This is a genomic window from Paenibacillus sp. ALE2 (assembly GCF_054113385.1).
Map to the genome: position 1 here is coordinate 5,395,838 of NZ_CM134213.1, position 24,165 is coordinate 5,420,002.

The following is a 24,165-nucleotide window of genomic DNA, read 5'->3' on the forward strand; positions in this document are numbered from 1 at the left end:
TTGAAAACGATTACTATTTAATTGTACGCACAAGTGTGGGTACAAGTCCAGAAAAAACGTACAAGTTACGATTCAATTCAACCATTCGAAAGGAACAAGATTATGAAATTTGGAACAGATATTGCCTGTGCGCTCGGTTTACTGGCAGGTACAACGTTTGGCAGTGGGGTTGCTTTTTTGTTCGGCTGGCAAGCTTATCGTGCACTGACTTCTGTCACGGTTTTTGGCATTGCAGGGATTATCATTACCATTGCCGTTTTTCGCTTGCTGCACCGAAAGTCGCTTTCTACGTCCAATTCTCAATGAATTCTGTTGAAAGCCAGACCATTTTAATTTGACTACATACATAAAAAACGGGCCTCACAAGCCATTTGCAGCTTGAGAGTACCCGTTTTTGGTTTAGCACATTTTCACCTAAGTTGTGTGAACTTCTGGATCAACGTCCAATTCATAATCAATTTCATCAAAACCGAATCCAAACAATTGAAGGAAATCCAGACGATATTGCTCAAGATCACCCAGTTCGGATACGTTTTCGGTAGTGATCTCAGACCAAGCCGCTTTAACAGCTTGCTGCACATCCTCTCTCATTTCCCAGTTGTCCAGACGAATGCGTCCTTCATCGTCTGTTTCCACAGTGGACCCACTGTATAATGCCTCGAACAGACGTTGCGCCTGCTCAATACAACCCTCGTGCAGTCCCTTTTCTTTCATGACCTTAAACAGTAAGGAAATATACAGAGGCACAACAGGTATAGCCGAACTGGATTGTGTAACCAAAGCTTTATTCACTGAAACGTAGGCCTTCCCACGATAACGCTCCAGTTGCTTTGTTAACGTATGTGCTGTGGCTTCCAAATCATTTTTAGCTTGGCCAATGGTTCCTTTACGATAAATAGCCTCCGTAATCTCAGGACCAATATACGAGTAAGCCAGTGTGGTTACCCCTTCAGCCAGCAGGTCGGCTTCTTCCAACGCTTTTAACCACAGGGACCAATCTTCGCCACCCATGACCGTGATGGTGTTATCAATCTCCTCCTGCGTTGCTGGTTCAAGCGTAATTTCCGACACGACACCTGTGTTCGTATTCACCGTTTTATTCGTAAACGGCTGTCCGATGGGCTTGAGAACGGAATTGAAGGTCTCTCCCGTATCAGGATGTGTCCGTCGCGGTGAGGCGACACTATATACAATCAGGTCTACCTTGCCCAGCTTTTCTTTGACCAACTTCAACGTCTCCTGCTTAATTTCATGGGAAAAAGCATCTCCATTAATGCTCTCCGCTATGTAGCCAGCCGCTCTGGCTGCTCTTTCAAAGGCCACTGTATTGTACCAGCCTGCCGAAGCCGTGCGCCCCTCTGAAGCAGGACGTTCAAAGGATACTCCTACGGTGTCAGATCCCATACCGAAGCTCGCAGCAATGCGGGAAGCCAGTCCATAACCTGTGGATGCTCCGATCACAAGTACCTTTTTAGCTCCTTGTAATCCCGTGCTGTCTTTGATGTAGTCGATTTGACGATTAACGTGAGCCGCACATCCTGCAGGATGCGCAGTCGTACATATGAAACCACGAATTTTCGGTTTAATAATCATTGCAAGGGTCCCCCTACTTTGGCATTCATTTAATATTGATGGAATGGTTGTCCAGTCATAACTATATTACAAATCAGCTTGCGGCTCAACATATAACATGGTCTTGAAGGTAAACGATCAAATACTATGACACAGATATCCCCGAACTGCGACTCTACGCCAAAAAGAAAATCGCCGTAAACATCATAGTCTACAGCGCTCTTTAACTCCAATATTCATTTGGACTTATTTTCTAGCAATATCACATCTTCTCCTTTCTCTTGTCTTATTTTGATATTAGTCCTTCCCCAGGTACACATTAAATCAATAATTTCATTTGCTGTAATTCCATATTCCGTTATATAGTACTCCACTTTTGGAGGCATTTGATTATACACATGTCTGCCTATGATCCCATCCTTCTCAAGTTCACGAAGTTGCTGTATAAGAACCTTTTGAGAAATGCCTGCAATACTACGCTGTAATTCACTGGTCCTCTTTCTACCAGACATTAATAAGCATATGATTAAGGATTTCCACTTACCTCCGATGATCTCCAGTGTTGCTTCTATGCCTAAATTATATTGTTTCATACGACCACCTCTTCAAGACTAAAATAACTAAGTTTATCGAATTCATTTTATAATCACATATCTTCACTCTAAGTACCACGCACACTTTCAAGTAACTATATTACTTTATTGTGTGTATTTACTTTTTTTATAGCCTACAGAATAATAATACGTATCCACAAAAAGCAAATGATGCGATGTAAGAAAGGTGATTTATAATGAAGACTCTGGTGATTTTAGCACATCCGAATATTGAAGATTCCAGAGTAAATCAAAGATGGAAACAAGAATTACTTCAATATACCAATGATTTGACAATTCATGAAATTTATAAAGAGTATCCCAACTGGAACATTGATGTTTTGAAAGAACAAAAGTTACTTGAAGTACACAGCAATATCATATTTCAGTTCCCTTTATACTGGTATAGTTACCCTCCTTTATTAAAAAAGTGGTTTGATGATGTTTTTGCCCATGGATGGGCTTATGGTTCAAAAGGTGATAAGTTAAAAGGAAAGAAGCTAGGGATCGCCATGTCGATTGGCGATAAAAAAGAAAACTACTTATCTACGGGTTCCGTTACATTTACGGTAGATGAAGTTATAGCCCCTTTTAAAGCAAGCGCAGTACATGTGGGCGCCGTAACATTACCCTATTTCGCTGTCTTCGGAGCCTCGTTTCAAGCAAGTGATGAAGACATTAACCAGAGTGCAAAAGATTATATTAAATATATATTCCAGCATAAATAAAATGGCTGTATAATAGCACGCATCTTAACCATATAAAAACAGGCTCTTGGAGGCATTCAGCCAATCCAAGAACCTGTAATTGTTAGGTATAATGCGGTCGAGAGGACTCGAACCTCCACGGGGGGTTAGCCCACACGGACCTGAACCGTGCGCGTCTGCCAATTCCGCCACGACCGCATACTATGTATTGATGGCGATACTTTAATCACCATAATTAAGATTATATCTTGAATAGAGCTTAAAAGCAAGCAGATTTATATTATATTTTCTATGAATAATGCTAGTAAATATAAGAAAATCACTGGATATCACCAACCAGATATGGTAAGATGAACGCATCAGGAAAGGAGGTGCGTCAACATCAATAATCATATGTTGAGCGTATCCCTTACCCGGTCCGTTATTCTCTAATTTGCAGAGTTGACGGAGGCGCGGGATACGGATCAAGGCTTTAATTAAGCGCCACGGGTAGAAAGACCGTCCACGGACGGTCTTTTTTATTTCATCATACTCTACTATAGATACGATTACATATTGTGAAAAGAGGCGTTACAATGTCGATTAGACCTGCGAAAGTAGAAGAATTAAAGGAACTGGTAGCCATCTGGCTGGATGCTTCTATAGAAGCCCATCATTTTATTGCTCCGCAGTATTGGACATCTCAAGCTGCCGAGATGGAGAACAAATACCTTCCCCTCGCTCAAAACTACGTTATCATACAAGATGACCATACGATCGGCGGCTTCATTTCCATGATGGACGGATACTTGGCTGCTCTGTTTATACGTGTTGACTCTCAAAGAAAAGGCTATGGCAAGTTACTATTAGATGGGGTTAAGCAACAGCATCAGGAAATTCAATTAAAGGTGTATCAATCAAACACCAAAGCATTTAACTTTTATACTAAAAATGGATTTACCATTCAAGCAGAGTCAGTGGATGCCGAGACTGGTGAGAAGGAATTTGTGATGGTATGGACATGGACAAAACATTAACAACAATGAAGCACATCTAGCTTTTTAGAGCAAAGGCCCCGCTCCCGTACCCATACGGAACAAGCAGAGCCTTTTACTTTTATCTACTACTGTCTAGTCTCTTATTTAAGCCCATAAACCTCGGTATATAAAATCTCTTTAAACGGAGTAAATTCCTGTTCAGACAGCGCACCTGGATAGCTCATAATTTGAAGCCGCAGATCCGTCTGTCCTTCTCTTAGAGGGGGCTGTACATATTCAAAATGGTTCAGATGGAATCCCAATCGTTCGTAAAAACCAATTCTTCTCCGTGACCATTCATCCACTGGCGGCTCAACCTCCAGCACTACCGGTTGGTTAGACTGTGAGATAAATCTACCCATAAGCTTTTGGCCTAATCCGCCACCTCGTATACGGGAATCTACCGCAATATGCTCTACAAACCGAAAATGTGCGAATTTCCAGCCTGCCAAAAAAGCCACTATGTTACCCTGCTCATTTTTTTCAGTGATGATGCGATAGCTAGGATGCTTCAATAAAGCCTTTTGAGCCTCAAACGTCCTGCATTCTGATGCTGGAAAAGAAGACTCCATAATCGCATATATTTCAGAAAAATCGTGTTCATTTATCATATATCCCTTGCTCCTTTACCTCTACATCCCCCCAACGACAACAGCCTGTCTTTCATTAAGAGAAAGAGGGGGTTAGACCTTGTTTAATTCCATAAGCGTCAGCAACACGTGTTCCAACAACTCTGAAATATCCTCCATCTGATCTTCGTTAATTTGCCTGGAAAATCGGAGTTCAATCCTGTTTTGGTATGTAGACGTCTTCTCTCCGTAAATCTGACTTAACGTTTGTACTGGTCGAAGTTCGGGCTTCCAAATGTCGGTCAGTATATTTTCAATCTGGCTGCATTGTGTCACAATCTCTCGAATCTTCATATCAAAATACAGCAACAAGCTACATCCCGGAGTTTGGTCTTCCATTTCCAAAATTTCTGCAGCCAGGTTGTTTAAATCCATTTTTAGTTGAAGTTCTGCCGTCACACCCGGCTGTTCTCTCAGACTGAACTGTACGCCAAATTCACGCGACATTACCGACATCTCCAACCTATCAGTCCGCTGCGTAATGTTAATACGTGAATCCAAATTATCCAGATCGTAAACCGCATTTTCCATAGCTACTTTTAAATTATCAAAAACGGTCGGGTCGAACATTTTTTTCACCTCCAATTATTGAGTATAACATAGCTTCTGTTACCCCTAAAATAGAATGCCCCTTTTCATAAAAGCATATTAAGATGGAACTTTATAGTATACAGCAAGTTGGCTAATTCCTAATTGAAGTTTAGTGAATAAATTTGTAAAAACACATAATTGTGACAAAAAAATATATATTTTTGTTTATTGTTCCATTTTTATTCCAATTTATTGGAATACACTATATAATAATGGATGTAATTAGCAATATATATCATATAAATCTCAAAACAAAAGAAGGGAAGAGATTATTAAATGAAAAAGGCAATAATATCCACACTAGGTCTAGCACTTCTATTAAGTACATCCACCGCTGTTGCATCTGCTCAAGAAGCAGCACCCGCATTACAAAAGGAATCTATTCAGCTTTCATCTTCCTGGTATACCGACGTAGAGCCTAATAACTGGTTTGATCAAGCCACTGGAATAACAGTAGGAAGTGGCGTCGATATCTATGGGAACTTCGGAAAATTCATTTCTGAAGGCAATATAGGCTATGACTTTGCAGATTATTATAAGTTTACAGCCCCTCGGTCTGGATTTTATGAATTTAACATTCAAGGGGAAATATATCCTAATTCATGGATGATGCTTAGTGTGGCTGACAGCAATGGAAGTATCAAAAGAAGTGCAGCAGATCGTCAATACCGTTTAGGTATAAATCTTGAAGCCGGACAAGATTATTACTTGTTAGTAGAGGTAGCCAATCCTGAGGTTGGTCAATTGTTCGACTATAGAGTTTTTTCTACGATTAAATAAACTAAACAGCCAATGGAGCATATCAACAACGTAATCTTTTTTACAGGGTCTGCGCTTTTACATCTTTGAACGACTATTGTCTTACGACAAATGTAGCTATATCCTCGTAGAAGAACTGACGGTTTACGTTCATATCTTCTTCGTGCTTATGGCTCGTTTGTACTTCTTCATCTTAGATAATCACCCTCTTGCAACATTTTTAATGTACACCTTCAAAATAACTAATCCTTTTTTTGTATATCATATATCTAGTGAAAGATATTGAATAATAACCCCATAATTAAATCACTAATATATTTATGTAAATGAATATAAATCCTAAAAAAGAGAGGAATCATTATTCATGAAAAAAACGTTGTTAGCTTCATTAGGTCTTACACTTATGCTGAGTACTACTGCCAGTGTCGCTTTAGCTTCAGAAGCAGATTCTGTACCAGTTGCAAAGGAATCCAACCAACTCTTCGGTAATGGAACTGACAGGGAGCCTAACAATTGGTATGATAAGGCCAGCGAAGTTTGGCTAGGTAGTGATATATACGGAACCATAGGAGAACTCATTGAAGGAAGAGACTATGATACTTACGATATGTATAAATTTAAGGCTTTTCAGACCAAATGGGTTGATTTTAAAATTGAAGGGGATAAGTATCCTAATGCATGGTTAAATTTGACTCTAACAGATAGCGATGGTCATATGATTAAAACAACAGAAGAAGGACAGAATACTTTAGGTAAAAAACTTGAGGCTGGCAAAGAGTACTACTTAGAAGTGGGAGTGCCAGGCTACGAAATCGGTCAATTGTTCTGGTACAAGATTTCCGCCAAAATTGAGGAATAAAGATACTAATTCAGTTTCCTATACAATAAAGCCTCACTCCTAATTTTAGGGGCGAGGCTTTTTGGTTTGCTGTATATTAGTAACCTTTTCTTACGACAAACGTGAGCTAAAGTCCTCGTAAGAGAACTGACGGATTACCTTGATGCCTTCTTCGTCGTTGTAGCTGGCGATGGCTGGCAGGTTGACTCCGTTGAACATGTGGTTTTTGACCATCGTGTAATGGGCCATGTCGCAGAATACAAGCTTGTCTCCTGGCTTCAATGGCTCTTTAAAGGAATAGTCACCAATCACATCTCCAGCCAAGCACGTAAGTCCACCAAGTCTGTAAGTATGTGCATACTCACCAGGCTTGCCTGCACCAATGATATTCGGACGGTAAGGCATCGCCAGCACATCAGGCATATGACATTCAGCCGAAGTATCCAGAATGGCAATATCCATTCCATTTTTCATCGTATCCAGTACAGTCGCAACCAGATATCCGGTGTTCAGAGCGATAGCTTCGCCTGGCTCAAGATAAACTTGCACACCGTATTTATCCTGAAAATATTGGATACAGCGTACCAGTGTGTCCAGATCATAGTCTTCTCTGGTAATATGGTGACCGCCGCCGAAATTGAGCCATTTCATTTGCTTAATGTATGGCCCAAATTTCTCATCCACGACTTTAATGGTACGCTCCAGCGTATCTGAATTCTGTTCACACATCGTATGAAAATGAATACCGTCCACGCCATCCAGATCCTCAGGTCTAAAGTTAGCCAGAGTCACACCCATTCTGGAATTGTTGTAGCAAGGATCATACAGCGGCGTTTCGATTTCCGAATATTCCGGATTTACTCGAATGCCGATGTCGATTTTTTTGGAAGTTACGCCTTGCACTCTGCTTTTGAAGCGTTTCAGTTGATCAAAGGAGTTGAAAACAATATGGTCAACATACTCCAATAGCTCATCAAATTCACTGTCAACATAAGCAGGTGCGTATACGTGAACCTCCTTGTCCATTTTCTCGCGACCGAGTCTTGCCTCGAACAACGAGCTGGAGGTTACGCCTTTTAAGTATTTGCCAACCAGAGGAAAGGTCGAAAACATCGAAAACCCCTTAAGAGCGAGCAGAATACTGCAACCTGTCCGCTCTTGTACAGAATTCAAAACCTCAAGGTTTTTGACAAGAAGTCTTTCGTCAACAAGATAACAAGGTGATGGGAGTCTGGTAATATCAATATTCATCGCAGACCTCAATCAAGCAACGTTGGCGTAAAGTTCTCTTGCCATGGCAATCCGTGTTTATTTAGTGCTTCCATGAATGGATCTGGATCGAATTCCTCAACGTTGTAAACACCTGGTTTTTTCCAGAGGCCTTTGATGATAAGCATTGCACCGATCATAGCCGGAACACCTGTTGTGTAAGAAATGGCTTGGGAGCCAACCTCTGCATAACATTCTTCATGATCACAAACGTTGTAAACATAATAGGTTTTTGGCTTTCCATCTTTCACGCCTTGGATGATGCAGCCAATGTTTGTTTTGCCTTTTGTTCTTGGTCCCAGAGAAGCCGGGTCCGGCAAAATAGCTTTCAGGAATTGCAGTGGAATGATTTGTTGCCCTTCATAATCAATAGGCTCGATCGAAGTCATGCCCACGTTTTGAAGTACGTTCAAATGATTCAGATAATTGTCCGAGAACGTCATCCAGAAGCGGATTTTTTTCACGCCTTTAATATTCACTGCAAGAGATTCCAGTTCTTCATGGTACAAAAGATATATATTTTTCGGTCCAATTTCAGGCAGGTCGTATACCTTTTTCTCAGAAAGCGGCTCAGTTTCAATCCATTCTCCGTTTTCAAAGTAACGGCCTTTCGCTGTAATTTCACGAATATTGATTTCCGGATTAAAATTAGTTGCAAAAGGATATCCGTGGTCCCCTGCATTCGCATCCACAATATCAATCGTATGAATTTCATCAAAATAGTGCTTTTGAGCATAAGCCGTAAATACTCCAGTCACGCCTGGATCAAAACCGCTGCCCAGCAGAGCTGTAATTCCTGCTTTTTCGAATCTTTCTTTGTAGGCCCATTGCCAGCTGTATTCAAACTTCGGCGTATCCGGCGGTTCATAGTTCGCCGTATCAACGTAATGAACACCTGTCTCAAGGCAAGCATCCATTATCGTCAAATCCTGATAAGGGAGAGCCACATTGATAACTACATCCGGTTGAAAGCTTCGAATCAAGTCAATGACCATGTCGGTGTTGTCAGCATCAAGCTGAGCCGTTTGGATCTTCGTACGACCTCCACCCAGCTTCTCTTTAAGCGCATCGCATTTCTCAACAGTTCTGCTTGCGATACAAATTTCTTCAAATACATCTGGGTTTTGGCAACATTTATGCACCACAACGCTGGCCACGCCACCGGCGCCAATAATCAATGCTTTTCCCAAAATAAATAACCTCCTTATTCCATACGCTAATCGCTATTCATTCTTGCAAACAAAATGATTATAAAGACATCCCACCAAATAATCAAGAAAAACGACAATTTGCTGTGTCAAAATTCACAGAAGCATGTCACAAAAATTTTACAAACCCCAAAATTAGGCATAAATTCTCCGTAAAGCGAGCAAAAAGCAAACATTTCTCCATACATTACAGGGAAGCCAGCACACCTTTAACGGAAGTTTTCTTGAATATGATACTCATAACCTTTAAAAAAATTATATTATCTTATTTTTTAATAAAAGACTACCCCTCCGCATGCTATGAAGAAGATTCATGAGGCGGTACAAAAATGGGCTGATAGCGTAATGCTTCATCTACAATCTCTGCCGCACTCAAATTACGGTCATCCCAGTAGATCAAATTACTAATCCCCGGATGAGGTGTATTTTGCATGACTACGGTAAGCATGCTGTCGATTTCCTCCTCTGTTCCCTCGCCTCTGATGATTTTTTCCACCAACTGTATAAGCTCACTTCGGCTTAAACTTTGGGGGGTCAATGGATCTCGATCCAGACTCATACAATCGCCCTCCTAGGTATTGAATAGTCGGCACAGTGCAAGGCCTTATGCTTCTACTATAAGCGTTATACGGCCTATTATGGAGCTTTAAGAAGTGTCATAATAAATAAAGCCGCCCCCGGTGTGGGAACGGCTCTATATCGTAATAAAGCGTATTAAACCATGATTTTGCAAATATCGTTCGTGAATTCAACCGGATCTTGCAGTGGCAAGCCCTCGATCAGCAAAGCTTGATTGTACAGTAATGCCGTATAGAGGTTCACTTTCTCCTTATCCTCGGCAAAGGCTTCTTTCAAAGAGTTGAACACCGCATGGTTCACGTTGATTTCCAGCACTTTATTTGCTTTGACATCAGCGTTATTCGGCATGGCGTTCAAAATTTTCTCCATCTCAATAGTCACTTCGCCGTCAGCGGACAGACATACCGGATGTGTCTTCAAGCGCTTGGAGGCTTTAACACTGGATACTTTGCCTTCCAGCAAGCCCTTCATGTACTCGAACAACTCCTTGTTGTCGTTTTGTTCCGCTTCAGTTTCTTTCTCATTTTCGTCAGACTCAATGCCCAGATCGCCACTCGATACGGATTTGAATTCTTTCTCTTTATAGCTTAAGAGCATTTTAATAGCGAACTCATCAATATCATCAGTGAAGTACAAAATTTCGTAGCCTTTATCGGCCACCAATTCGGTCTGCGGTAGCTTTTCAATACGCTCATTGGACTCCCCGGAAGCATAATAAATATACTTTTGATCCTCTGGCATACGAGATACATATTCGTCCAAAGTAACCTGCTTTTTCTCTGTAGAAGAGTAGAACATAAGCAGATCCTGAAGGGCTTCTTTATGTCTGCCGTAATCGTTGTACACACCAAATTTCAATTGTCTTCCAAATGATTTGTAGAATTGATCATATTTCTCCCGATCATTTTTGAGCAGAGTCAACAGCTGGCCTTTAATTTTGCTTTCAATATTTTTGGCAATCAGCTTCAACTGACGATCATGCTGCAGCATTTCTCTCGAAATGTTGAGTGACAGGCTTTCGGAGTCAACCATACCTTTTACAAAGCTAAAATAATCCGGCAGCAGGTCAGGAGATTTTTCCATGATTAGCACACCGTTAGCATACAACTCCAGCCCTTTTTCATATTCCTTAGAGTAAAAATCAAACGGAATATTCTCAGGAATAAACAAAATCGCTTGGTACACTACCGCGCCGTCCGCGCTGACATGGATATGCTGGAGCGGCTTGTCGTAGCCATAGCGTTTTTCCGCGTAGAAATTTTGATAATCCTCGTCGGTTAGCTCGCTTTTATTTTTTCTCCAGATGGGCACCATGCTGTTAATACGCTGTTCTTCTTTGTAATCCTCAAACTCGTTATCGCTTCCTTCTTTCAGACGCTTGCCTGTAACATCCATTTTAATCGGGTAGCGGATAAAGTCGGAGTATTTTTTAATAAGCGCTTTTAAACGGTACTCGTCCAAATATTCGTCGTAGGACTCATCCTCGGTGTTTTCCTTGATTTTCAGAACAATCTCGGTTCCGACCTCGTCCTTCTCAGCCACCTCAATGGTATAACCGTCAGCACCTGTAGATTCCCATTTATAAGCAGTATCGCTTCCCAAAGCCTTGGTCGTTACTGTAACTACATCTGCTACCATGAAAGCTGAATAGAAGCCGACGCCGAATTGACCGATAATGTCATGACCATCCTTGGACTCATTTTCATTTTTGAATGCCAGTGAGCCACTTTTAGCAATGATGCCCAGGTTATTTTCCAGTTCTTCCTTGGTCATCCCAATCCCGGTATCACGCAGAGTTAGCGTTCTATGATCCTTATCGGCAATTACTTTAATATAATAATTCTCTTTGTCAAAGACTAATTGATCGTCTGTCAGTGCTTTGTAATAGATTTTGTCAATCGCATCACTTGCGTTGGAGATCAGCTCTCTTAGGAAAATTTCCTTTTGAGTGTAAATCGAGTTAATCATCATTTCGAGCAGACGCTTGGACTCAGCCTGAAACTGTTTTTTCTCCATTCGAATATCTCCTTTCAAATATAAACCTATGTAAGGCCAGCGGATAAGAGCTATGCAAACGATTCAGCTTTGTTAGCACTCCCATCATTCGAGTGCTAGCCTACCTTTTTTATAACATTCCTCATTTTTTATGTCAATATCTTGGTTAATCTGCACAGTAAAATTCCATTTCAGGGAATCGTTAGTGCCTGATTTGCTTAAACATAACGCTAAACATTTCGACAGTGGATGGAAACAGCCCCTGCACATGGGGAAGCAGGTTACTCCTAATCTGTAGCTCATCCTCATCCAAATGCCGGAGATCCTCGTGAAAGAACCAGACAATAGGATAATCGCCGTCCTTATGTCTGCTGCCTACATTTAAACATACAGGGCCCTGATCGTCTTCTGCAATGGCAAATGGAATATAGCCTGCTGACAGCAAAGGTGACCATTGATCGATCAAATCATAAAATGCCTTTAAGCCTTGACCTGCTGGCAGACGTGGAAACTCTACAAACGTACAATCGCTCCAGTATACTCCTGGGATAGATTCATTATCGAATTGTAAAGATACATAATGGTAGGACATGATAAAATTCCTCAGCAGAAGCGGCAGCTCAAAATGGTATTTTTCTTCCATCTCCCGAACTTCCTGTTCTGTAATCTGTGAAGGAAGGGGCTTCCACTTGATCCATCCCTCCTCATCGACGTTCCCATCACGCATTTCGAACGGTACATTTTCTTCCACATCCATAAAAAAGGCTTCATCCATCTGTGCAAATAACTCCTTCATGGATGTGCGAATATCCGCTTTCTTGTCCATGTCCTCACACCTCTTTCCTTTTTACTCGCATTTTGCATCATAGATGTATGCCTCATGCGTCTCTATATGAGAATAGCATTGCAATCATATGCCACTATACTTTTTATGTTCAGCTTATCAGAACTTGCTTTTTTCACCATTTGCGGAATATTAGTATTACCAGCGCAATGGCTCATAGTTACGCCAGAGGAACCAACGCTCTGTCTCGTGAATTGGAGCAGTGCCAATGGTATATTCATCCTTGGTACCATGCTGCAAATCAATTAAATGAAGCATACCGCCATACGTCCCAACCGCCAACATGCCTTCATCAGATGTAACTGCCAGTCCAGATATCGTACTTCCGACAAAATAGCGCCAAAGTTCACGTCCCTCTCTATCCATAAGACGGAGATATCCGTAGGCATCACCTAGAATAGCTCCTTGCGTCAGCGCTACTGCAGCGTATACTCGCATTTCTTCATTTATTATCGGCCATTCTACCGTATTCTGAGCAAGTCCCTGCTCCACTTCGGCAATCAACACCTGAATGGTGGCACCGTTGTAGAAATGACAGGCATTGTACCAGACATCCAGATCATCTTTGGAAAATAGAGCATAATGCGGATAGCTGGAGCTCGGCTCCCATGTATGCACCGTCTTATCGGTTAAGTCCATGAGCAAATGCTCACTCATCTGGCTGCCATAAGCGATCCAGCGTTCATCCTTCGACACAGCTCCATGCGCCATAGCCACAATCGTGTCTTCCAGCCCCAACTCCCTTCGTTCAGACGCCATGGGATGAATCAAATCCACCTGATCACCAGCCAGCAAATAAACACCGTAACCGCAAACCAGCAACAGGCGCTGTCCATCGCCAAACGGAATCACTTCATCTAATATATCCTCAGGGTGTTCCTCATCCGCCAAGCATTCCAGGTCAGGAATAGATGCTTTTAAGCGGACACGTATATCCGTCCATTGAAAATGCGCTGTCTCTTCGCCTTGTAAATTTCGATCCGGTTGTCGAACAATCCGAATCCCTTGTCCGTCCACCAGCGCAAAATAACTCCCGTCCGGCGAACAACCTACACGATGCAGTCCAGGGATTTGCCTGATTCCATCTTTCCCCGTCACATAGATCTTTCCGCGTTCCCGAGGACTGCCTGCATGCAGAATAACCTCATTGCTTCCATTCATAAATGCCATCGGTCTAACGGCTTGCAAGGCCTCTTCAAACGCTGGTGTAAGCGGCCAGGATGCAACCGGAATTTCCCGACGTAACTGCTCTGTTTCCCCTGCCTGATTCGCTTCCTGAATCATACGAAAAATATCTTTGGCCAGCTTAGAGCGTTCGTTCTGCTTTGGCTCTGGTTGCTCCTGCTGCCACTGGCTTTCCATACCGATTCTGACAAATTCGTTCACATCTGCGGCATACCTTTTGCCTTCCTGTCGCCACTGTGCTGCCAATTCATGATTCAACCAGTTCATTCTGCTCCCCCATCCCAGTCGTCTATGTATCCCCGGTTTGTTCTACAGGCTTTATTCATTCTGTTAGGTGGTTTCTCACCTTCGTCAACACAGACCACAGGTCTGTCACTGCTTTTACCTCCTCATAATCCAGGTAGGCATCGTACTTTTCGTAATATTTGACCGCCACAATCACCATCTGAATCGTCACTGGCTGTCTAGCAGCCTTAAGAACTTCTACAATACTTTCAAAGGTGGCCAGCTCAAACCAAGTTTGAACCTGACGATCTGATATCCATAGGGGAATATACTCGTCCTGTTCGTTGGTTGCGGCTGTACCGTCCTCTGCACATTCCTCCAGCCAATGCTCATCCAAATAATAAATCGGTGTTTGAACAGGGTCCTGATCCCATTGATCCACATTCACATATAACCAGTTATTATGAAGTTGCCCCACGCTGCGCACCAATTCCTGCAATCCTTCAAATACACAATAAGAAGGGCGCTCCCTGCGACGGTAATCCTCAAGTCTTGTCTCATACCTGCTCATCTCCAGCCACCCCGTTTCTGTATCATCCAAACACTCAAAATTCGCGTAACATACATTTATAACTCATAAAACCCGATATAAGTACAAGCACCTTGTCAATAGTTAAGACTACATAAGGAGATTGATCTATTCATGAAAAGAATCACCGCACTTATTATTCTGTCTATGCTCTTACTTGTAACCCCGATCTACGCTGCTGCACCAGCACCTATGCTGGTTTATGTGGATCAGAGTAACCACTCCTTCATCCCGCTTCGCCTCCTAAACAGCTATGAAGGGATCACACTCAACCTGAACCCAGCAGACAAAAAAATAGAAATTGCGCAAGGCAATACCCGGCTTACATTATTTACGGGACAACCTGCTGCTAAAGTAAATGACCAAACAGTTCGTATGCAAAATGCACCTTTTACCGATAACGGCACTACCTATGTACCCTTACAGTTCATCAGCCAACATCTAAACCTGCAAGTCTTATGGCAAAAAGAAACCTCAGCTGTGCGTATTACGCAAGGTACAACGTCTGTTACGCTTCCGGTACTTATCGGCAAGCTACCCGGAAGCACTACCCCCATCACGACAGCTCATAAAAGCTTCAAGGTTGGATCTCGTACCTTTTCCGCTAAGGTGGTCACCATCTCCATGCTCCATCCCAAGGTGAGTTTAGACGTAGCACTGGCGGGCGATACCATTGGTAAAGTGGAGAACTTAAGCAGTCTCGCCAAACGCAATCAAGCGGTTGTAGCCATTAATGGCACATTTTTTGACGCCTATACCAAAAGCTCCTACAAAACGCCTTACGGCTATTTGGTCAGCCACGGCAAGATGTTAAAAAAAAGCTCCGGCGATCAACGCACCGTCTTCACCTACGATGCTAACCATTTAGCCGAGCTCGTGTCGGGCTCTGCCTTTGAACAACGGTTAACAACCCAAGGTAGCGTCGAAGGTGCTCTTCAAGCTGGACCTCGTCTGGTCACGAACGGCCAGGTTTCCCTGAATGTCAAAGCCGAAGGCTTCAAGGACCCTAAAATATTAACAGGCGGCGGCGCCCGCAGCGCACTTGGGATTACTAGGGATCATAAGCTGATCCTCCTGACCACAAGCGGAGCGACTATTCCACAGCTCGCCCAAATGATGAAGCAGGCTGGTGCTTATCAGGCTATGAATCTGGACGGCGGTGCTTCCAGCGGACTGTACTACAACGGCTCTTACCTCACCACACCCGGCCGCCAAATCAGTAACGCCATTATTGTAAAGTATCAATAGACGAATAAAGCGCTGTTCTCACGGATATGCAAGCCGTGGGGATAGCCTTTTCCTTTTTCCCAGTCTCGGTTAATCGGCTTCCACCTGTTCGAGTAGCTTGTCTGATCCGTTACGGGTTGATCCTGCAACCTACAATCGAATCAGACTGGTAAAGCTGTTGCTGCCTTCGCTTCCTTTTTTTAAAGAAAGGTATATACGGTTATTTTCTCTGCTAGCCAAGCATTCATAAAGTCCGGGTTGCACAGACAGGAATGACCCTCCCCATACACAATCAGGTTCCAACTCACCACCTGTGGCTTCCTCTCCTGCACCAATAAATATGTTTCCTGAGGGTACCTTCAAAAACAGCCGCACCGTCGGCTGCTCGATATGATCTGCTATCACAACCTCATACGTCCCGTCCGCTCCCAGATTCAAAAAAGCAGCGTTTCCCGCATTCAACTCCCCCAGCTCGTCCTCTTCGATGGACCACCAATCAGGCTCATCGTTCAAGCGATGCTTCAGAGCTTGCGTATCAAATAGGCAAAGAGTCGCCGTGTCTGTCGTAAATTGAAATGGATTGATTGCCATGTTCATCATGCGATCCTCCTGATAATAGCCAGCGAATTTCCGTTTTCTCACGTCTTCCGCTATCCAAATTGCTATACACTTGAGGGAAATTATCCCTGTATGTAAAGTATAACAATGCTTGCAGGGCCAGACAACATACTAGCACTACCATCCATTCTGCATTAAAAAAGCCCTCCCTCACGCTGTCGTGAAAAAAGGGCCGCTTTGTGAATTTTTAGGAAATCTGAACCTGCTGTTAGATCAGAAAAGATTTGGTGATAATCACCAACAAAATGAACAATACCAAAATCGCGCCTGTGGATGTCCATGCTCCACCGTAACCTACTTCACCCATATCTAAATCCCTCCTTGCGTTAAAGCTTACTCTTATCGTATGTAGAAAAGCGGATAACGACCGGGCGAATCGGTAAGTTTATTTGTGTGAAGGGGCCTCTTAGAAAATGGACTGGTATGTTTCGGATGGGTCGGTAATGACTCGGGATGACAACTGGCAAAGAATGTCGTCTGTTCTGCGCAGCAGCCTGCTCACATCCTTCTGCTTCATCTTCTGAAGGAGCGGGGTTTCTAGCTGGGATGAAAGGAATTGAGTGGTGCCTATAAATACGACAACATCCAATCCCGGGTTGGTTTCGGTATGTAATAAGTGCAACAAATCCGCCATCGACAAGAGTTTCGGAGGGAAAATGCTATTAGTTTCTTTCATATATAGAGCTTTTAACATGGAGGTTAGCGCCCAGTCACAGAGGATAATACAGCATTGGAGTTGGTTATGCTTGTACAGTATTTGAGCTAGTTTCATATGGTATTGGGCTAAGGTGTGGAAATCGGTTATTGAATGATCTAGGTGTTGCACGGGTCTGGATGGTTGAGTGGGACTTGGAATATAGGTAGAAGGAGCTTCTTTCATATCTATTCCTCCAGAGAATTTCAAGAATAGTCTTATTATAACTCAAAATAATACTTATAGATATAATTAATAACGAATATACGATTCTTAATCTCATGTTTACCAAAGAAAATCTTGTCTACACTTTTTAGTATGAAGGGGTGTAGATGTATGCTGGACAAAGAAGTGTTAAAGCTAGTTGGGGCTAGAATAAGAGTTTTACGCAAAGAAAAAGGCCTCTCGCAAGAAGCACTTGGGGAAAAAGGCGGATTTCATTTTACATACATTGGGCAGATCGAACGTGGAGAAAAGAATGTTTCCTTGATAAATGTAGCTAAAATCGCAAAAGCACTAGACGTAAACTTAGTTCAGTTGTTTTCATATGTAAGCGAGGACCCCAAAATTGTGGAGTCTGATGAAGATATTATAGAAATTATTACAATGCTCAAAAAATCGAGTCCAGAAAAGGTACGTTTGGCGAGAAATGTGATACGGGAGATTATCAACTAAGAAGATTCTCAAAAATTGTGAGAGCAATCTCTTGGGAAATAAAAAAAGGACCATACTTTTCATTTTCAGAAAATCATAGTCCTCATTTTTTATTCAATACCAAAAAGGCACATTAGTTATTTGTCATGACCTTCTTAGATGGATTATCACTCTTTGCAGATGAAATTTAACGCAACAGCCATTCCTTTATTGTCAATGCAGAAGAACCATTTTGAATGAGCGGATCTAAATTCCCAATCTTTGTCGCCTCCTCAAGTGACGCTGCTTTTATTAAATAGGCTCCTCCCGTTCCATCGCTAAATGGACCATACTTTTCAAGAGCTCCCTCTTTCTTTAACTTTTCCAGATGGTCATAGTGCCCTTCGATATCATCAGTATTGAACTTGTTTGTTCGTGTAGTAATTAATAAAAAGTAATTCATTGATTTCCCCTCCATATTTCCCTTGTAATAAAAAATATCTGGCGTTCCTTTAAGAAGATATTACAGCGTTAGCTATTGTAATAAAAGTCCTTAAAGATGAAATGCAACTATAAGGGGATTTGGTCAATTTTAGCGGATTCTCAAACTAAAACACGCCCTCAAGTGGCGTGTTTTAGTAATCACAAATCTCTCCAATTCAATTCCCCTAAACCCTTACTTCCAGATCTCGTCCGCAATCTCTTTTATGAAAGCAAGCTTTTTCCACTGCTGCTCTTCTGTCAGAATATTGCCCTCTTCTGTGGAAGCAAAGCCGCATTGTGGGCTGAGGCAGATGTGGTTGATGTCCACGAATTGGGTCGCTTCCTTAATGCGATTAATCACCGTCTGCTTGTCTTCCAGTTCACCTATTTTGGAGGAAACGAGACCCAGTACGACCTGTTTTTCATCTTTCAGATGCTTAAGCGGTGTAAAATCACCCGCACGGTCGGTATCGAATTCGAGATAGTAGCCATCGATGTTATCGATGCCGAACAGGGTTTCGGCTACAGGCTCATAGCCGCCTGAAGATGCCCAGGTGGAATGGTAGTTACCACGGCATACGTGGGTTGTAACGACCAAATCGGCTGGAAGATCCTTCACGGCTTCCTGATTCACGCGAGCGAATAGCTTTTTGGTATCTTCCACATTTTCACCCGCATGCTGTCTAGCTTGCCAATAGTTTTTATCACAGAGCATGCCCCATGTGCAATCATCCAGTTGCAGGCTGCGGCAGCCTTCATTATACAGCGCTTGGATCACAGATTTGTAGGCTTTGGCAATGTCCGTCACCAGTTCATCCAGATTGCTGTAATACGTATCGGTTGTTTCTTTATTTTCTCCGCGCAGCAGCTCAGCCAGGAACTGCGCAGGTGCCGGAATCGTTTGGCGGGCGATAGCATCCTCTCCTGCGACTTGCTTCAGGAATTTGAAATCTTCAATGAAAGGATGATGAGAATGTCCGATTTTACCGGACAAGCGTGCGGTTTCCGCTCTTGTTTCCACACCTTGGAATTGGTAGCCGTTTGCAAGCTGTACCTTTTCCACGCCGTCCAGTCCCCACATAAAATCAAGATGCCACCAGGACCGTCTGAATTCACCATCCGTCACAGCTTGAAGTCCTACGGATTTTTGCTTTTCGACCAGCTTGATAATTTCTTCATCTTCAATCTTTCTCAGCTCGTCCGCAGAGATTTCATTATTTTGAAATTGAGTTCTGGCGGCTTTGATCGCTTGCGGGCGCAAAAAGCTGCCGACCATGTCATGTCTGAAAGGGGTCACTTTACGTTGGGATGCATTGTCAAGGATGCTGCTCATTAGGGTTATCTCCTTTTTCGCTTCAGTAGTGAAGTTGTTGTAAGAAAGATAACATACATTTTCAGCTATAAGGTAACTCCAATAAACTATAGCTAGTTATAGCCTAAGGCTATATCAAACTTTTTTATTCCCCTATCGCCTCATGCAACGCTTCTACATAGACAGTAGCCAGCTTGGAGAGCGCGACGTTTTTATGGCAAATCCATCCTACATTAATAGACTCACCACACTCCAGAGGGACGGAAATTATCTCGTTACCGTTCAGATCCGCACTAATTACCCCAGTAGAAATGGTATAACCGTTCAAGCCAATAAGCAGATTAAAAAGGGTCGCCCGGTCATTAACATGAATGCTTTTGGGATGCGACAACGTACTCAGAATTTCCTCGGAGAAGTGAAAGGAATTGTACTCCCCTTGCTCAAAGGACAGGTATGGATAAGGATGAAGCTGGTCAATGGTCACGCTAGACTGCCGGGATAGCGGATTATTGGCACTGATAAAGATGTGCGGCTTGGCCGTAAACAGGCTGTTGAATTGCAGATTTGCATCTTTTAGCAGCTTGTTGATGACCTTGGCGTTAAATTCGTTCAGATACAGGATTCCGATCTCACTGCGCAGGCTTTTGACATCCTGTATGATTTCATGGGTTTTGGTCTCCCGCAAAGCCAGTTCATATTCATCCTGTCCATATTGATTCACCAGATTTACGAATGCATTTACTGCAAAAGCATAATGCTGCGTGGACACAGCAAAATGCTGTGGTGAAGGCTTGGCATCCAGATAGCGATTTTCCAGCAACTCCGCCTGCTCAACAACCTGACGTGCATAACCGAGGAATTCCACGCCTTCTTTGGACAAAGAAATGCCTTTATTGGTACGTTCAAAAATGGTGATATGAATTTCTTCCTCCAGATCGCGAATCGCGTTCGACAGACTGGGCTGGGAAATGAACAACCGCTTCGCCGCCTCATTCATGGAGCCACGATTGGTAACCTCGATGACATATTTTAATTGTTGTAAGGTCAATGCATGATGTCCTTTCCGTTTGTGTTTCTTCTATTATATAATACATAATCACGCTTCTGGGCAAAGGGATAATAGAAACACCTCCTCAAAATGGTAACATCCATTTCAAGGAGGTGCTTTTTCACGGTTGTATTAATTAACGGATTTCACCATTTGTAGCGATCAGCTTTTGATACCAGTAGAAGCTTTGTTTACGAATGCGGCGCAGATCTTTGAGATCAAATTCCTCACGATCCACATAGATAAACCCGTAACGCTTACTGGAACCCTGGTGGGTACTCACAAGATCAATCGCAGACCACGGACAGAAGCCGAATACGTCTACGCCGTCTGTAATAGCCAATTGAATCTGCTCGATATGTTTCTTGAAGAAGTCAATACGATAAGGATCGTTTACTACATCCCCTTCTTCCAGCTTGTCAAATGCACCCAAGCCGTTCTCTGTCACGATTAAAGGCAAGTGGTAGCGAGAATATATTTGACGTAATGTACTTCTAAAACCGACCGGATCAATCTCCCAACCAAACTCCGTCTTTTGCAGGTTGGGGTTCACAGAGCCCCGGTATGCTCCGGGTTCACCCACAATTTCATGCTGATCGCCTGTATGTGAAAAATCATTTCCATCATCCAAACTTTCCCCTACGGTTTGAGAGGTATAGTAGTTAAAGGCGATAAAATCTGGATTTCCTTTCGCTAATATATCCATATCCCCTTCTTCAATAACAGGCTCATAGCCCTTCTCGACCAAATAACTCCAGGCAATGTGGTTGTAGCGGCCAAATACAGCCATATCCAGGTAGAGCCAGTTGCGAATAGCTGCATAGTTGTCAGCTGCCAGCGTATCTTCCGGTTTGGAACTAGCTGGATAAATGACCCCAATATTCGGTGCTGGTCCAATTTTCGCATTAGGTAGCATGTCATGGCACAATACCATTGCCTTCGCCTGCGCAACTAACATATGATGATTTTGTTGATACAGTACCTTTTGTGGATTTTCCAGACTTGTATCCAATGTACCAATAGAACCAGGATGGAGAATCAGCATGTTTTGTTCGTTAATGGTTAGCCAGTATTTGACTCTGTCCCCAAAGTTCTCAAACAACGTTTTGGCATACTGCTCGAAGGCATCAATCGTTTCCCTTTTGGACCATCCGCCTTGTTGTTCAAGCGCATAGGGCAGATCAAAGTGATACATAGTAACAATGGGCTCAATACCATATTTAATTAATTCGTCAATCAATGAGCTGTAAAATGCAATTCCCTTCGGATTGACTTCACCCGCGCCTTGTGGATAGATGCGTGTCCAAGCGATCGAGAAGCGGTACGCCTTAAAGCCCATTTCAGCCATCAGAGCTACGTCCTCTTTGAACATATGGTAATGATCACTGGTTACCTTAAAATCAGTGACTCCTTCGACGTGGTTAGCCATGTCAATGACAGAGGGTCCTTTTCCATCTTCGTCCCATGCACCCTCTACTTGATAGGCGGAAGTTGAACCTCCCCAGAAGAAGTTTTCAGGAAATGCCTTCAATTGATTATGTTTCATGCTATAGTCCCTCCAGTTATCGTTATATCCTTCTGATTTCGCAATTCATGTACGTGAGGATGAGCTTTCCTGTATTACACCACCAAAGTTAGCAATACTTCATTTTTTTGAATCTGCTCCTGACTTGTCTCAAATACGCCCACTTTGTTTTTCGTCAGTGTGACAATGACAGGGGTTACGATTTCGTACCCTGCTTCTATAATCTGCTCTCTGTCAAATTGGATTAACAAGTCCCCTTGTTTTACGATATCTCCCTCTTGAACGACCGGATTAAAATGCTTTCCTTTCAGCGCGACGGTGTTAATTCCGATATGAATTAATATCTCCGTACCCGCCTTGGAAGTCAAGCCGATGGCGTGTCCTGTAGGGAACAGCGAGGTTACAACTCCATCAATAGGCGCTACGACCTCACCGACAGATGGTTCAATGGCTAAGCCTTTTCCCATTGCCCCTGTTGAAAATGCCGAATCATTCACTTGGCTCAGTGGTGTAGTCTTGCCTGTGATCGGGCTATATATCGTTTCTTTCTTGATGTCAACAGCCTTAGTTGCTGTAACAGCTGGTAGAGGTTCTTCCGTCTTAACGGCCTCAACAGTTGCTGCCGTCTCCCCCTTCACTTTGCTTTCATACCCAAAAATAAGAGTCAGCACCGTGGCTACCGCGAACGAGCATGCAATGGCAATCACGTAAACCAAGGTCGGCGTATAGACTGGAATCGCAAAAATGTTGTGAAACACATAAGCCGTCATTTTCACTCCAAAATGTCCATTGATGGCACCGCCTATAGCCCCTGCGATAATGACAATTGGAATGACTCGTTTAAAGCGAAGCACCAGACCATACACAATCGGCTCTGTTACACCCGCCAGCAAGCCTGTAATACTCGTGGAACCCGCAAGGGTTCTAAGTGTTTTATCTTTTTTCGCCTTCAGGAAGATACCGAATGCGACACCAATTTGAGCAAATACAGCCGCAGCCGCCATAGCCTCAATCGGATCACCGCCAACACCAATATTTTGAATCGTGATCGGGGTAAAGCCCCAGTGAAGTCCGAAGACGACCATAAAGGTCATAAAACCGCCAAGCACAATCCCTGACAAAATGCCGCTTACACCGATTAACCATGTCACACCCGAAGAAATCCAATCTCCTACTGTTGTACCAAACGGTCCGAATGCTATTGCAGATAAAGGAACCATAATCATTAAAGCCAACATCGGAACTAAAAACAGCTGCAAATCCTTAAGAATGATCTTCTTCAAAAACTTGTCTACCAACGCATAGATGCTGATAGATATGAATATCGGAAAAACACTCGCTGAGTAGTTCATCATGACCACCGGTATTCCCAAAAACGATACATCTGAGCCTTTGTCCATCAGTCCCGTAAAGTTGGGTTCCAGTAGAGCTGCACCGATCACACCAGCTACATAAGGATTCGCTTTCAGCTTTATACCGAGCGTAATTCCCAGTAAAATCGGCAAGAAGTAAAATACAGCATTCCCGGCAGCAGACAGGATCAGATAGGTATCACTTGTTGCAGACATCCAGCCTAGCAAGGTCAAAACCGTCAAGAGAGCTTTCAGCATCCCCGAGCCTGCCATCGCCGGAATCAACGGGGAGAAGCTGCCGGAAATGACTTCAAAGATTGTGGATATGACCGATGTCTTCTTTCCGCCGGATTCGTTAGTCGCTGAGCTGTCTGATCCAAAATCTCTGTTTTTCATAATCTCTGTATATACATAGGCAACATGGCTGCCAATCACGACTTGAAATTGTCCTCCACTTTCAACAACAGTAATGACTCCCTCGTGCTTCTCAAGCGCTTCTCTCTCGGCTTTTCGTGAATCCTTCAGGTCAAATCGGAGCCGTGTAGCACAATGGACTAGCCCATTGATATTTTCTTCTCCACCAACGAGACGTACGATATCCTCGCCCATGTTCTTATGGTCCATGTTCATTCTCCTCTTGGGCAGATTGCCTGAAAACAAAAAAATACCTAAAC

Annotated in this window: 26 protein-coding genes and 1 tRNA gene; 7 read left to right on the plus strand and 20 right to left on the minus strand. The window is 43.0% G+C overall.

Annotation, left to right across the window (positions count from 1 at the left end):
- Nucleotides 1–102 precede the first annotated feature (102 nt).
- Nucleotides 103–306 (plus strand): hypothetical protein, encoded by a 204-nt coding sequence (locus ACXHJ1_RS23220; RefSeq protein WP_016819686.1) that lies wholly within the window; start codon nucleotides 103–105, stop codon nucleotides 304–306.
- A gap of 108 nt (nucleotides 307–414) precedes the next feature.
- On the opposite strand, the gene fabV is transcribed toward ACXHJ1_RS23220, so the two are convergent.
- Both fabV and ACXHJ1_RS23230 read right to left on the minus strand, forming a co-directional pair.
- A complete protein-coding gene (fabV, locus tag ACXHJ1_RS23225) occupies nucleotides 415–1,593 on the minus strand; it encodes an enoyl-ACP reductase FabV (protein ID WP_457905293.1) in 1,179 nt (392 codons plus the stop codon).
- A 215-nt stretch (nucleotides 1,594–1,808) separates the two neighbouring features.
- Complete coding sequence (locus ACXHJ1_RS23230) at nucleotides 1,809–2,165, minus strand: winged helix-turn-helix transcriptional regulator (protein ID WP_017425873.1); 357 nt, start codon at nucleotides 2,163–2,165, stop codon at nucleotides 1,809–1,811.
- Nucleotides 2,166–2,362: 197 nt separating this feature from the next.
- Between ACXHJ1_RS23230 and ACXHJ1_RS23235 the strand changes: the two genes are divergently transcribed.
- The gene (locus tag ACXHJ1_RS23235) at nucleotides 2,363–2,893 is read left to right on the plus strand and encodes an NAD(P)H-dependent oxidoreductase (protein ID WP_045243914.1); all 531 of its coding nucleotides are present in this window, start codon (nucleotides 2,363–2,365) and stop codon (nucleotides 2,891–2,893) included.
- Nucleotides 2,894–2,985: 92 nt separating this feature from the next.
- Here ACXHJ1_RS23235 and ACXHJ1_RS23240 read toward each other — a convergent pair.
- Nucleotides 2,986–3,070: transfer RNA gene (locus ACXHJ1_RS23240), tRNA-Leu, on the minus strand.
- Nucleotides 3,071–3,447: 377 nt separating this feature from the next.
- Here ACXHJ1_RS23240 and ACXHJ1_RS23245 point away from each other — a divergent pair.
- Nucleotides 3,448–3,888: an N-acetyltransferase gene (locus ACXHJ1_RS23245; RefSeq protein ID WP_457905294.1), complete on the plus strand. Its 441-nt coding sequence runs from the start codon at nucleotides 3,448–3,450 to the stop codon at nucleotides 3,886–3,888.
- A gap of 101 nt (nucleotides 3,889–3,989) precedes the next feature.
- Here the strand turns inward: ACXHJ1_RS23245 and ACXHJ1_RS23250 are convergent, their stop codons facing one another.
- Nucleotides 3,990–4,499: a GNAT family N-acetyltransferase gene (locus ACXHJ1_RS23250; RefSeq protein WP_290404348.1), complete on the minus strand. Its 510-nt coding sequence runs from the start codon at nucleotides 4,497–4,499 to the stop codon at nucleotides 3,990–3,992.
- A gap of 72 nt (nucleotides 4,500–4,571) precedes the next feature.
- Nucleotides 4,572–5,087: a hypothetical protein gene (locus ACXHJ1_RS23255; protein WP_457905295.1), complete on the minus strand. Its 516-nt coding sequence runs from the start codon at nucleotides 5,085–5,087 to the stop codon at nucleotides 4,572–4,574.
- A 297-nt stretch (nucleotides 5,088–5,384) separates the two neighbouring features.
- Between ACXHJ1_RS23255 and ACXHJ1_RS23260 the strand changes: the two genes are divergently transcribed.
- A complete protein-coding gene (locus ACXHJ1_RS23260; protein WP_107734342.1) occupies nucleotides 5,385–5,888 on the plus strand; it encodes a hypothetical protein in 504 nt (167 codons plus the stop codon).
- A 343-nt stretch (nucleotides 5,889–6,231) separates the two neighbouring features.
- On the plus strand, nucleotides 6,232–6,726 hold the full coding sequence (locus ACXHJ1_RS23265; RefSeq protein WP_107734343.1) for a hypothetical protein: 495 nt from the start codon (nucleotides 6,232–6,234) through the stop codon (nucleotides 6,724–6,726).
- A gap of 90 nt (nucleotides 6,727–6,816) precedes the next feature.
- On the opposite strand, the gene nspC is transcribed toward ACXHJ1_RS23265, so the two are convergent.
- The 7 genes from nspC to ACXHJ1_RS23300 form a co-directional block, all read right to left on the minus strand.
- The gene (nspC, locus tag ACXHJ1_RS23270; RefSeq protein WP_457905296.1) at nucleotides 6,817–7,956 is read right to left on the minus strand and encodes a carboxynorspermidine decarboxylase; all 1,140 of its coding nucleotides are present in this window, start codon (nucleotides 7,954–7,956) and stop codon (nucleotides 6,817–6,819) included.
- Nucleotides 7,957–7,964: 8 nt separating this feature from the next.
- Nucleotides 7,965–9,164, minus strand: coding sequence for a saccharopine dehydrogenase family protein (locus ACXHJ1_RS23275; RefSeq protein ID WP_016819676.1), 1,200 nt, complete (start codon nucleotides 9,162–9,164; stop codon nucleotides 7,965–7,967).
- 316 nt (nucleotides 9,165–9,480) lie between these two features.
- Nucleotides 9,481–9,741 (minus strand): bacteriocin immunity protein, encoded by a 261-nt coding sequence (locus tag ACXHJ1_RS23280; protein WP_107734344.1) that lies wholly within the window; start codon nucleotides 9,739–9,741, stop codon nucleotides 9,481–9,483.
- 155 nt (nucleotides 9,742–9,896) lie between these two features.
- Nucleotides 9,897–11,777, minus strand: a complete 1,881-nt coding sequence (gene htpG, locus ACXHJ1_RS23285; protein ID WP_107734345.1) for a molecular chaperone HtpG — start codon at nucleotides 11,775–11,777, stop codon at nucleotides 9,897–9,899.
- A gap of 181 nt (nucleotides 11,778–11,958) precedes the next feature.
- Nucleotides 11,959–12,582 (minus strand): SMI1/KNR4 family protein, encoded by a 624-nt coding sequence (locus ACXHJ1_RS23290; RefSeq protein ID WP_457905297.1) that lies wholly within the window; start codon nucleotides 12,580–12,582, stop codon nucleotides 11,959–11,961.
- A gap of 156 nt (nucleotides 12,583–12,738) precedes the next feature.
- Nucleotides 12,739–14,052 (minus strand): hypothetical protein, encoded by a 1,314-nt coding sequence (locus tag ACXHJ1_RS23295; protein WP_457905298.1) that lies wholly within the window; start codon nucleotides 14,050–14,052, stop codon nucleotides 12,739–12,741.
- 55 nt (nucleotides 14,053–14,107) lie between these two features.
- Nucleotides 14,108–14,581, minus strand: a complete 474-nt coding sequence (locus ACXHJ1_RS23300; RefSeq protein WP_249507374.1) for a hypothetical protein — start codon at nucleotides 14,579–14,581, stop codon at nucleotides 14,108–14,110.
- A gap of 132 nt (nucleotides 14,582–14,713) precedes the next feature.
- Between ACXHJ1_RS23300 and ACXHJ1_RS23305 the strand changes: the two genes are divergently transcribed.
- On the plus strand, nucleotides 14,714–15,847 hold the full coding sequence (locus tag ACXHJ1_RS23305; RefSeq protein ID WP_457905299.1) for a phosphodiester glycosidase family protein: 1,134 nt from the start codon (nucleotides 14,714–14,716) through the stop codon (nucleotides 15,845–15,847).
- Nucleotides 15,848–15,976: 129 nt separating this feature from the next.
- On the opposite strand, the gene ACXHJ1_RS23310 is transcribed toward ACXHJ1_RS23305, so the two are convergent.
- The 3 genes from ACXHJ1_RS23310 to ACXHJ1_RS23320 form a co-directional block, all read right to left on the minus strand.
- Nucleotides 15,977–16,426 carry a DUF6386 family protein gene (locus ACXHJ1_RS23310; protein WP_102997801.1) on the minus strand — a complete coding sequence of 150 codons (450 nt, stop codon included), beginning with the start codon at nucleotides 16,424–16,426 and terminating at the stop codon, nucleotides 15,977–15,979.
- A gap of 226 nt (nucleotides 16,427–16,652) precedes the next feature.
- The gene (locus tag ACXHJ1_RS23315) at nucleotides 16,653–16,751 is read right to left on the minus strand and encodes a hypothetical protein (RefSeq protein ID WP_014599622.1); all 99 of its coding nucleotides are present in this window, start codon (nucleotides 16,749–16,751) and stop codon (nucleotides 16,653–16,655) included.
- 99 nt (nucleotides 16,752–16,850) lie between these two features.
- Nucleotides 16,851–17,120 carry a hypothetical protein gene (locus ACXHJ1_RS23320; protein ID WP_225683746.1) on the minus strand — a complete coding sequence of 90 codons (270 nt, stop codon included), beginning with the start codon at nucleotides 17,118–17,120 and terminating at the stop codon, nucleotides 16,851–16,853.
- A gap of 354 nt (nucleotides 17,121–17,474) precedes the next feature.
- On the opposite strand from ACXHJ1_RS23320, the gene ACXHJ1_RS23325 reads away from it, so the two are divergent.
- Nucleotides 17,475–17,813 (plus strand): helix-turn-helix domain-containing protein, encoded by a 339-nt coding sequence (locus ACXHJ1_RS23325; RefSeq protein WP_058712638.1) that lies wholly within the window; start codon nucleotides 17,475–17,477, stop codon nucleotides 17,811–17,813.
- A 166-nt stretch (nucleotides 17,814–17,979) separates the two neighbouring features.
- Here ACXHJ1_RS23325 and ACXHJ1_RS23330 read toward each other — a convergent pair whose 3' ends face one another.
- The 5 genes from ACXHJ1_RS23330 to ACXHJ1_RS23350 all read right to left on the minus strand — a co-directional run bounded on the left by ACXHJ1_RS23330 (nucleotide 17,980) and on the right by ACXHJ1_RS23350 (nucleotide 24,115).
- Entirely contained in the window at nucleotides 17,980–18,234 is a 255-nt protein-coding gene (locus ACXHJ1_RS23330; RefSeq protein ID WP_107734351.1) for a YciI family protein, read from the minus strand.
- Nucleotides 18,235–18,447: 213 nt separating this feature from the next.
- Entirely contained in the window at nucleotides 18,448–19,587 is a 1,140-nt protein-coding gene (locus ACXHJ1_RS23335) for a 5-methyltetrahydropteroyltriglutamate--homocysteine S-methyltransferase (protein ID WP_457905300.1), read from the minus strand.
- A gap of 124 nt (nucleotides 19,588–19,711) precedes the next feature.
- Nucleotides 19,712–20,614: a LysR family transcriptional regulator gene (locus ACXHJ1_RS23340; RefSeq protein ID WP_457905301.1), complete on the minus strand. Its 903-nt coding sequence runs from the start codon at nucleotides 20,612–20,614 to the stop codon at nucleotides 19,712–19,714.
- 136 nt (nucleotides 20,615–20,750) lie between these two features.
- Complete coding sequence (locus ACXHJ1_RS23345; RefSeq protein WP_045243929.1) at nucleotides 20,751–22,160, minus strand: glycoside hydrolase family 1 protein; 1,410 nt, start codon at nucleotides 22,158–22,160, stop codon at nucleotides 20,751–20,753.
- Between the two features lie 74 nt (nucleotides 22,161–22,234).
- Nucleotides 22,235–24,115 carry a beta-glucoside-specific PTS transporter subunit IIABC gene (locus ACXHJ1_RS23350; protein ID WP_457905302.1) on the minus strand — a complete coding sequence of 627 codons (1,881 nt, stop codon included), beginning with the start codon at nucleotides 24,113–24,115 and terminating at the stop codon, nucleotides 22,235–22,237.
- Nucleotides 24,116–24,165 lie beyond the last annotated feature (50 nt).

Excerpts from the sequence above, each read along its gene's own strand:
- ACXHJ1_RS23320 (WP_225683746.1), bottom strand. The coding sequence starts at position 17,120 with ATGAAAGAAACTAATAGCATTTTCCCTCCGAAACTCTTGTCGATGGCG.
- ACXHJ1_RS23345 (WP_045243929.1), bottom strand. The coding sequence starts at position 22,160 with ATGAAACATAATCAATTGAAGGCATTTCCTGAAAACTTCTTCTGGGGA.
- ACXHJ1_RS23290 (WP_457905297.1), bottom strand. The coding sequence starts at position 12,582 with ATGGACAAGAAAGCGGATATTCGCACATCCATGAAGGAGTTATTTGCA.
- ACXHJ1_RS23315 (WP_014599622.1), bottom strand. The coding sequence starts at position 16,751 with ATGGGTGAAGTAGGTTACGGTGGAGCATGGACATCCACAGGCGCGATT.
- ACXHJ1_RS23255 (WP_457905295.1), bottom strand. The coding sequence starts at position 5,087 with ATGTTCGACCCGACCGTTTTTGATAATTTAAAAGTAGCTATGGAAAAT.
- fabV (WP_457905293.1), bottom strand. The coding sequence starts at position 1,593 with ATGATTATTAAACCGAAAATTCGTGGTTTCATATGTACGACTGCGCAT.
- ACXHJ1_RS23295 (WP_457905298.1), bottom strand. The coding sequence starts at position 14,052 with ATGAACTGGTTGAATCATGAATTGGCAGCACAGTGGCGACAGGAAGGC.
- ACXHJ1_RS23235 (WP_045243914.1), top strand. The coding sequence starts at position 2,363 with ATGAAGACTCTGGTGATTTTAGCACATCCGAATATTGAAGATTCCAGA.
- ACXHJ1_RS23230 (WP_017425873.1), bottom strand. The coding sequence starts at position 2,165 with ATGAAACAATATAATTTAGGCATAGAAGCAACACTGGAGATCATCGGA.
- ACXHJ1_RS23300 (WP_249507374.1), bottom strand. The coding sequence starts at position 14,581 with ATGAGCAGGTATGAGACAAGACTTGAGGATTACCGTCGCAGGGAGCGC.
- ACXHJ1_RS23245 (WP_457905294.1), top strand. The coding sequence starts at position 3,448 with ATGTCGATTAGACCTGCGAAAGTAGAAGAATTAAAGGAACTGGTAGCC.
- nspC (WP_457905296.1), bottom strand. The coding sequence starts at position 7,956 with ATGAATATTGATATTACCAGACTCCCATCACCTTGTTATCTTGTTGAC.
- ACXHJ1_RS23305 (WP_457905299.1), top strand. The coding sequence starts at position 14,714 with ATGAAAAGAATCACCGCACTTATTATTCTGTCTATGCTCTTACTTGTA.
- ACXHJ1_RS23335 (WP_457905300.1), bottom strand. The coding sequence starts at position 19,587 with ATGAGCAGCATCCTTGACAATGCATCCCAACGTAAAGTGACCCCTTTC.
- ACXHJ1_RS23330 (WP_107734351.1), bottom strand. The coding sequence starts at position 18,234 with ATGAATTACTTTTTATTAATTACTACACGAACAAACAAGTTCAATACT.
- ACXHJ1_RS23325 (WP_058712638.1), top strand. The coding sequence starts at position 17,475 with ATGCTGGACAAAGAAGTGTTAAAGCTAGTTGGGGCTAGAATAAGAGTT.
- ACXHJ1_RS23350 (WP_457905302.1), bottom strand. The coding sequence starts at position 24,115 with ATGGACCATAAGAACATGGGCGAGGATATCGTACGTCTCGTTGGTGGA.
- ACXHJ1_RS23220 (WP_016819686.1), top strand. The coding sequence starts at position 103 with ATGAAATTTGGAACAGATATTGCCTGTGCGCTCGGTTTACTGGCAGGT.
- ACXHJ1_RS23310 (WP_102997801.1), bottom strand. The coding sequence starts at position 16,426 with ATGATGAACATGGCAATCAATCCATTTCAATTTACGACAGACACGGCG.
- ACXHJ1_RS23250 (WP_290404348.1), bottom strand. The coding sequence starts at position 4,499 with ATGATAAATGAACACGATTTTTCTGAAATATATGCGATTATGGAGTCT.
- ACXHJ1_RS23260 (WP_107734342.1), top strand. The coding sequence starts at position 5,385 with ATGAAAAAGGCAATAATATCCACACTAGGTCTAGCACTTCTATTAAGT.
- ACXHJ1_RS23280 (WP_107734344.1), bottom strand. The coding sequence starts at position 9,741 with ATGAGTCTGGATCGAGATCCATTGACCCCCCAAAGTTTAAGCCGAAGT.
- ACXHJ1_RS23265 (WP_107734343.1), top strand. The coding sequence starts at position 6,232 with ATGAAAAAAACGTTGTTAGCTTCATTAGGTCTTACACTTATGCTGAGT.
- htpG (WP_107734345.1), bottom strand. The coding sequence starts at position 11,777 with ATGGAGAAAAAACAGTTTCAGGCTGAGTCCAAGCGTCTGCTCGAAATG.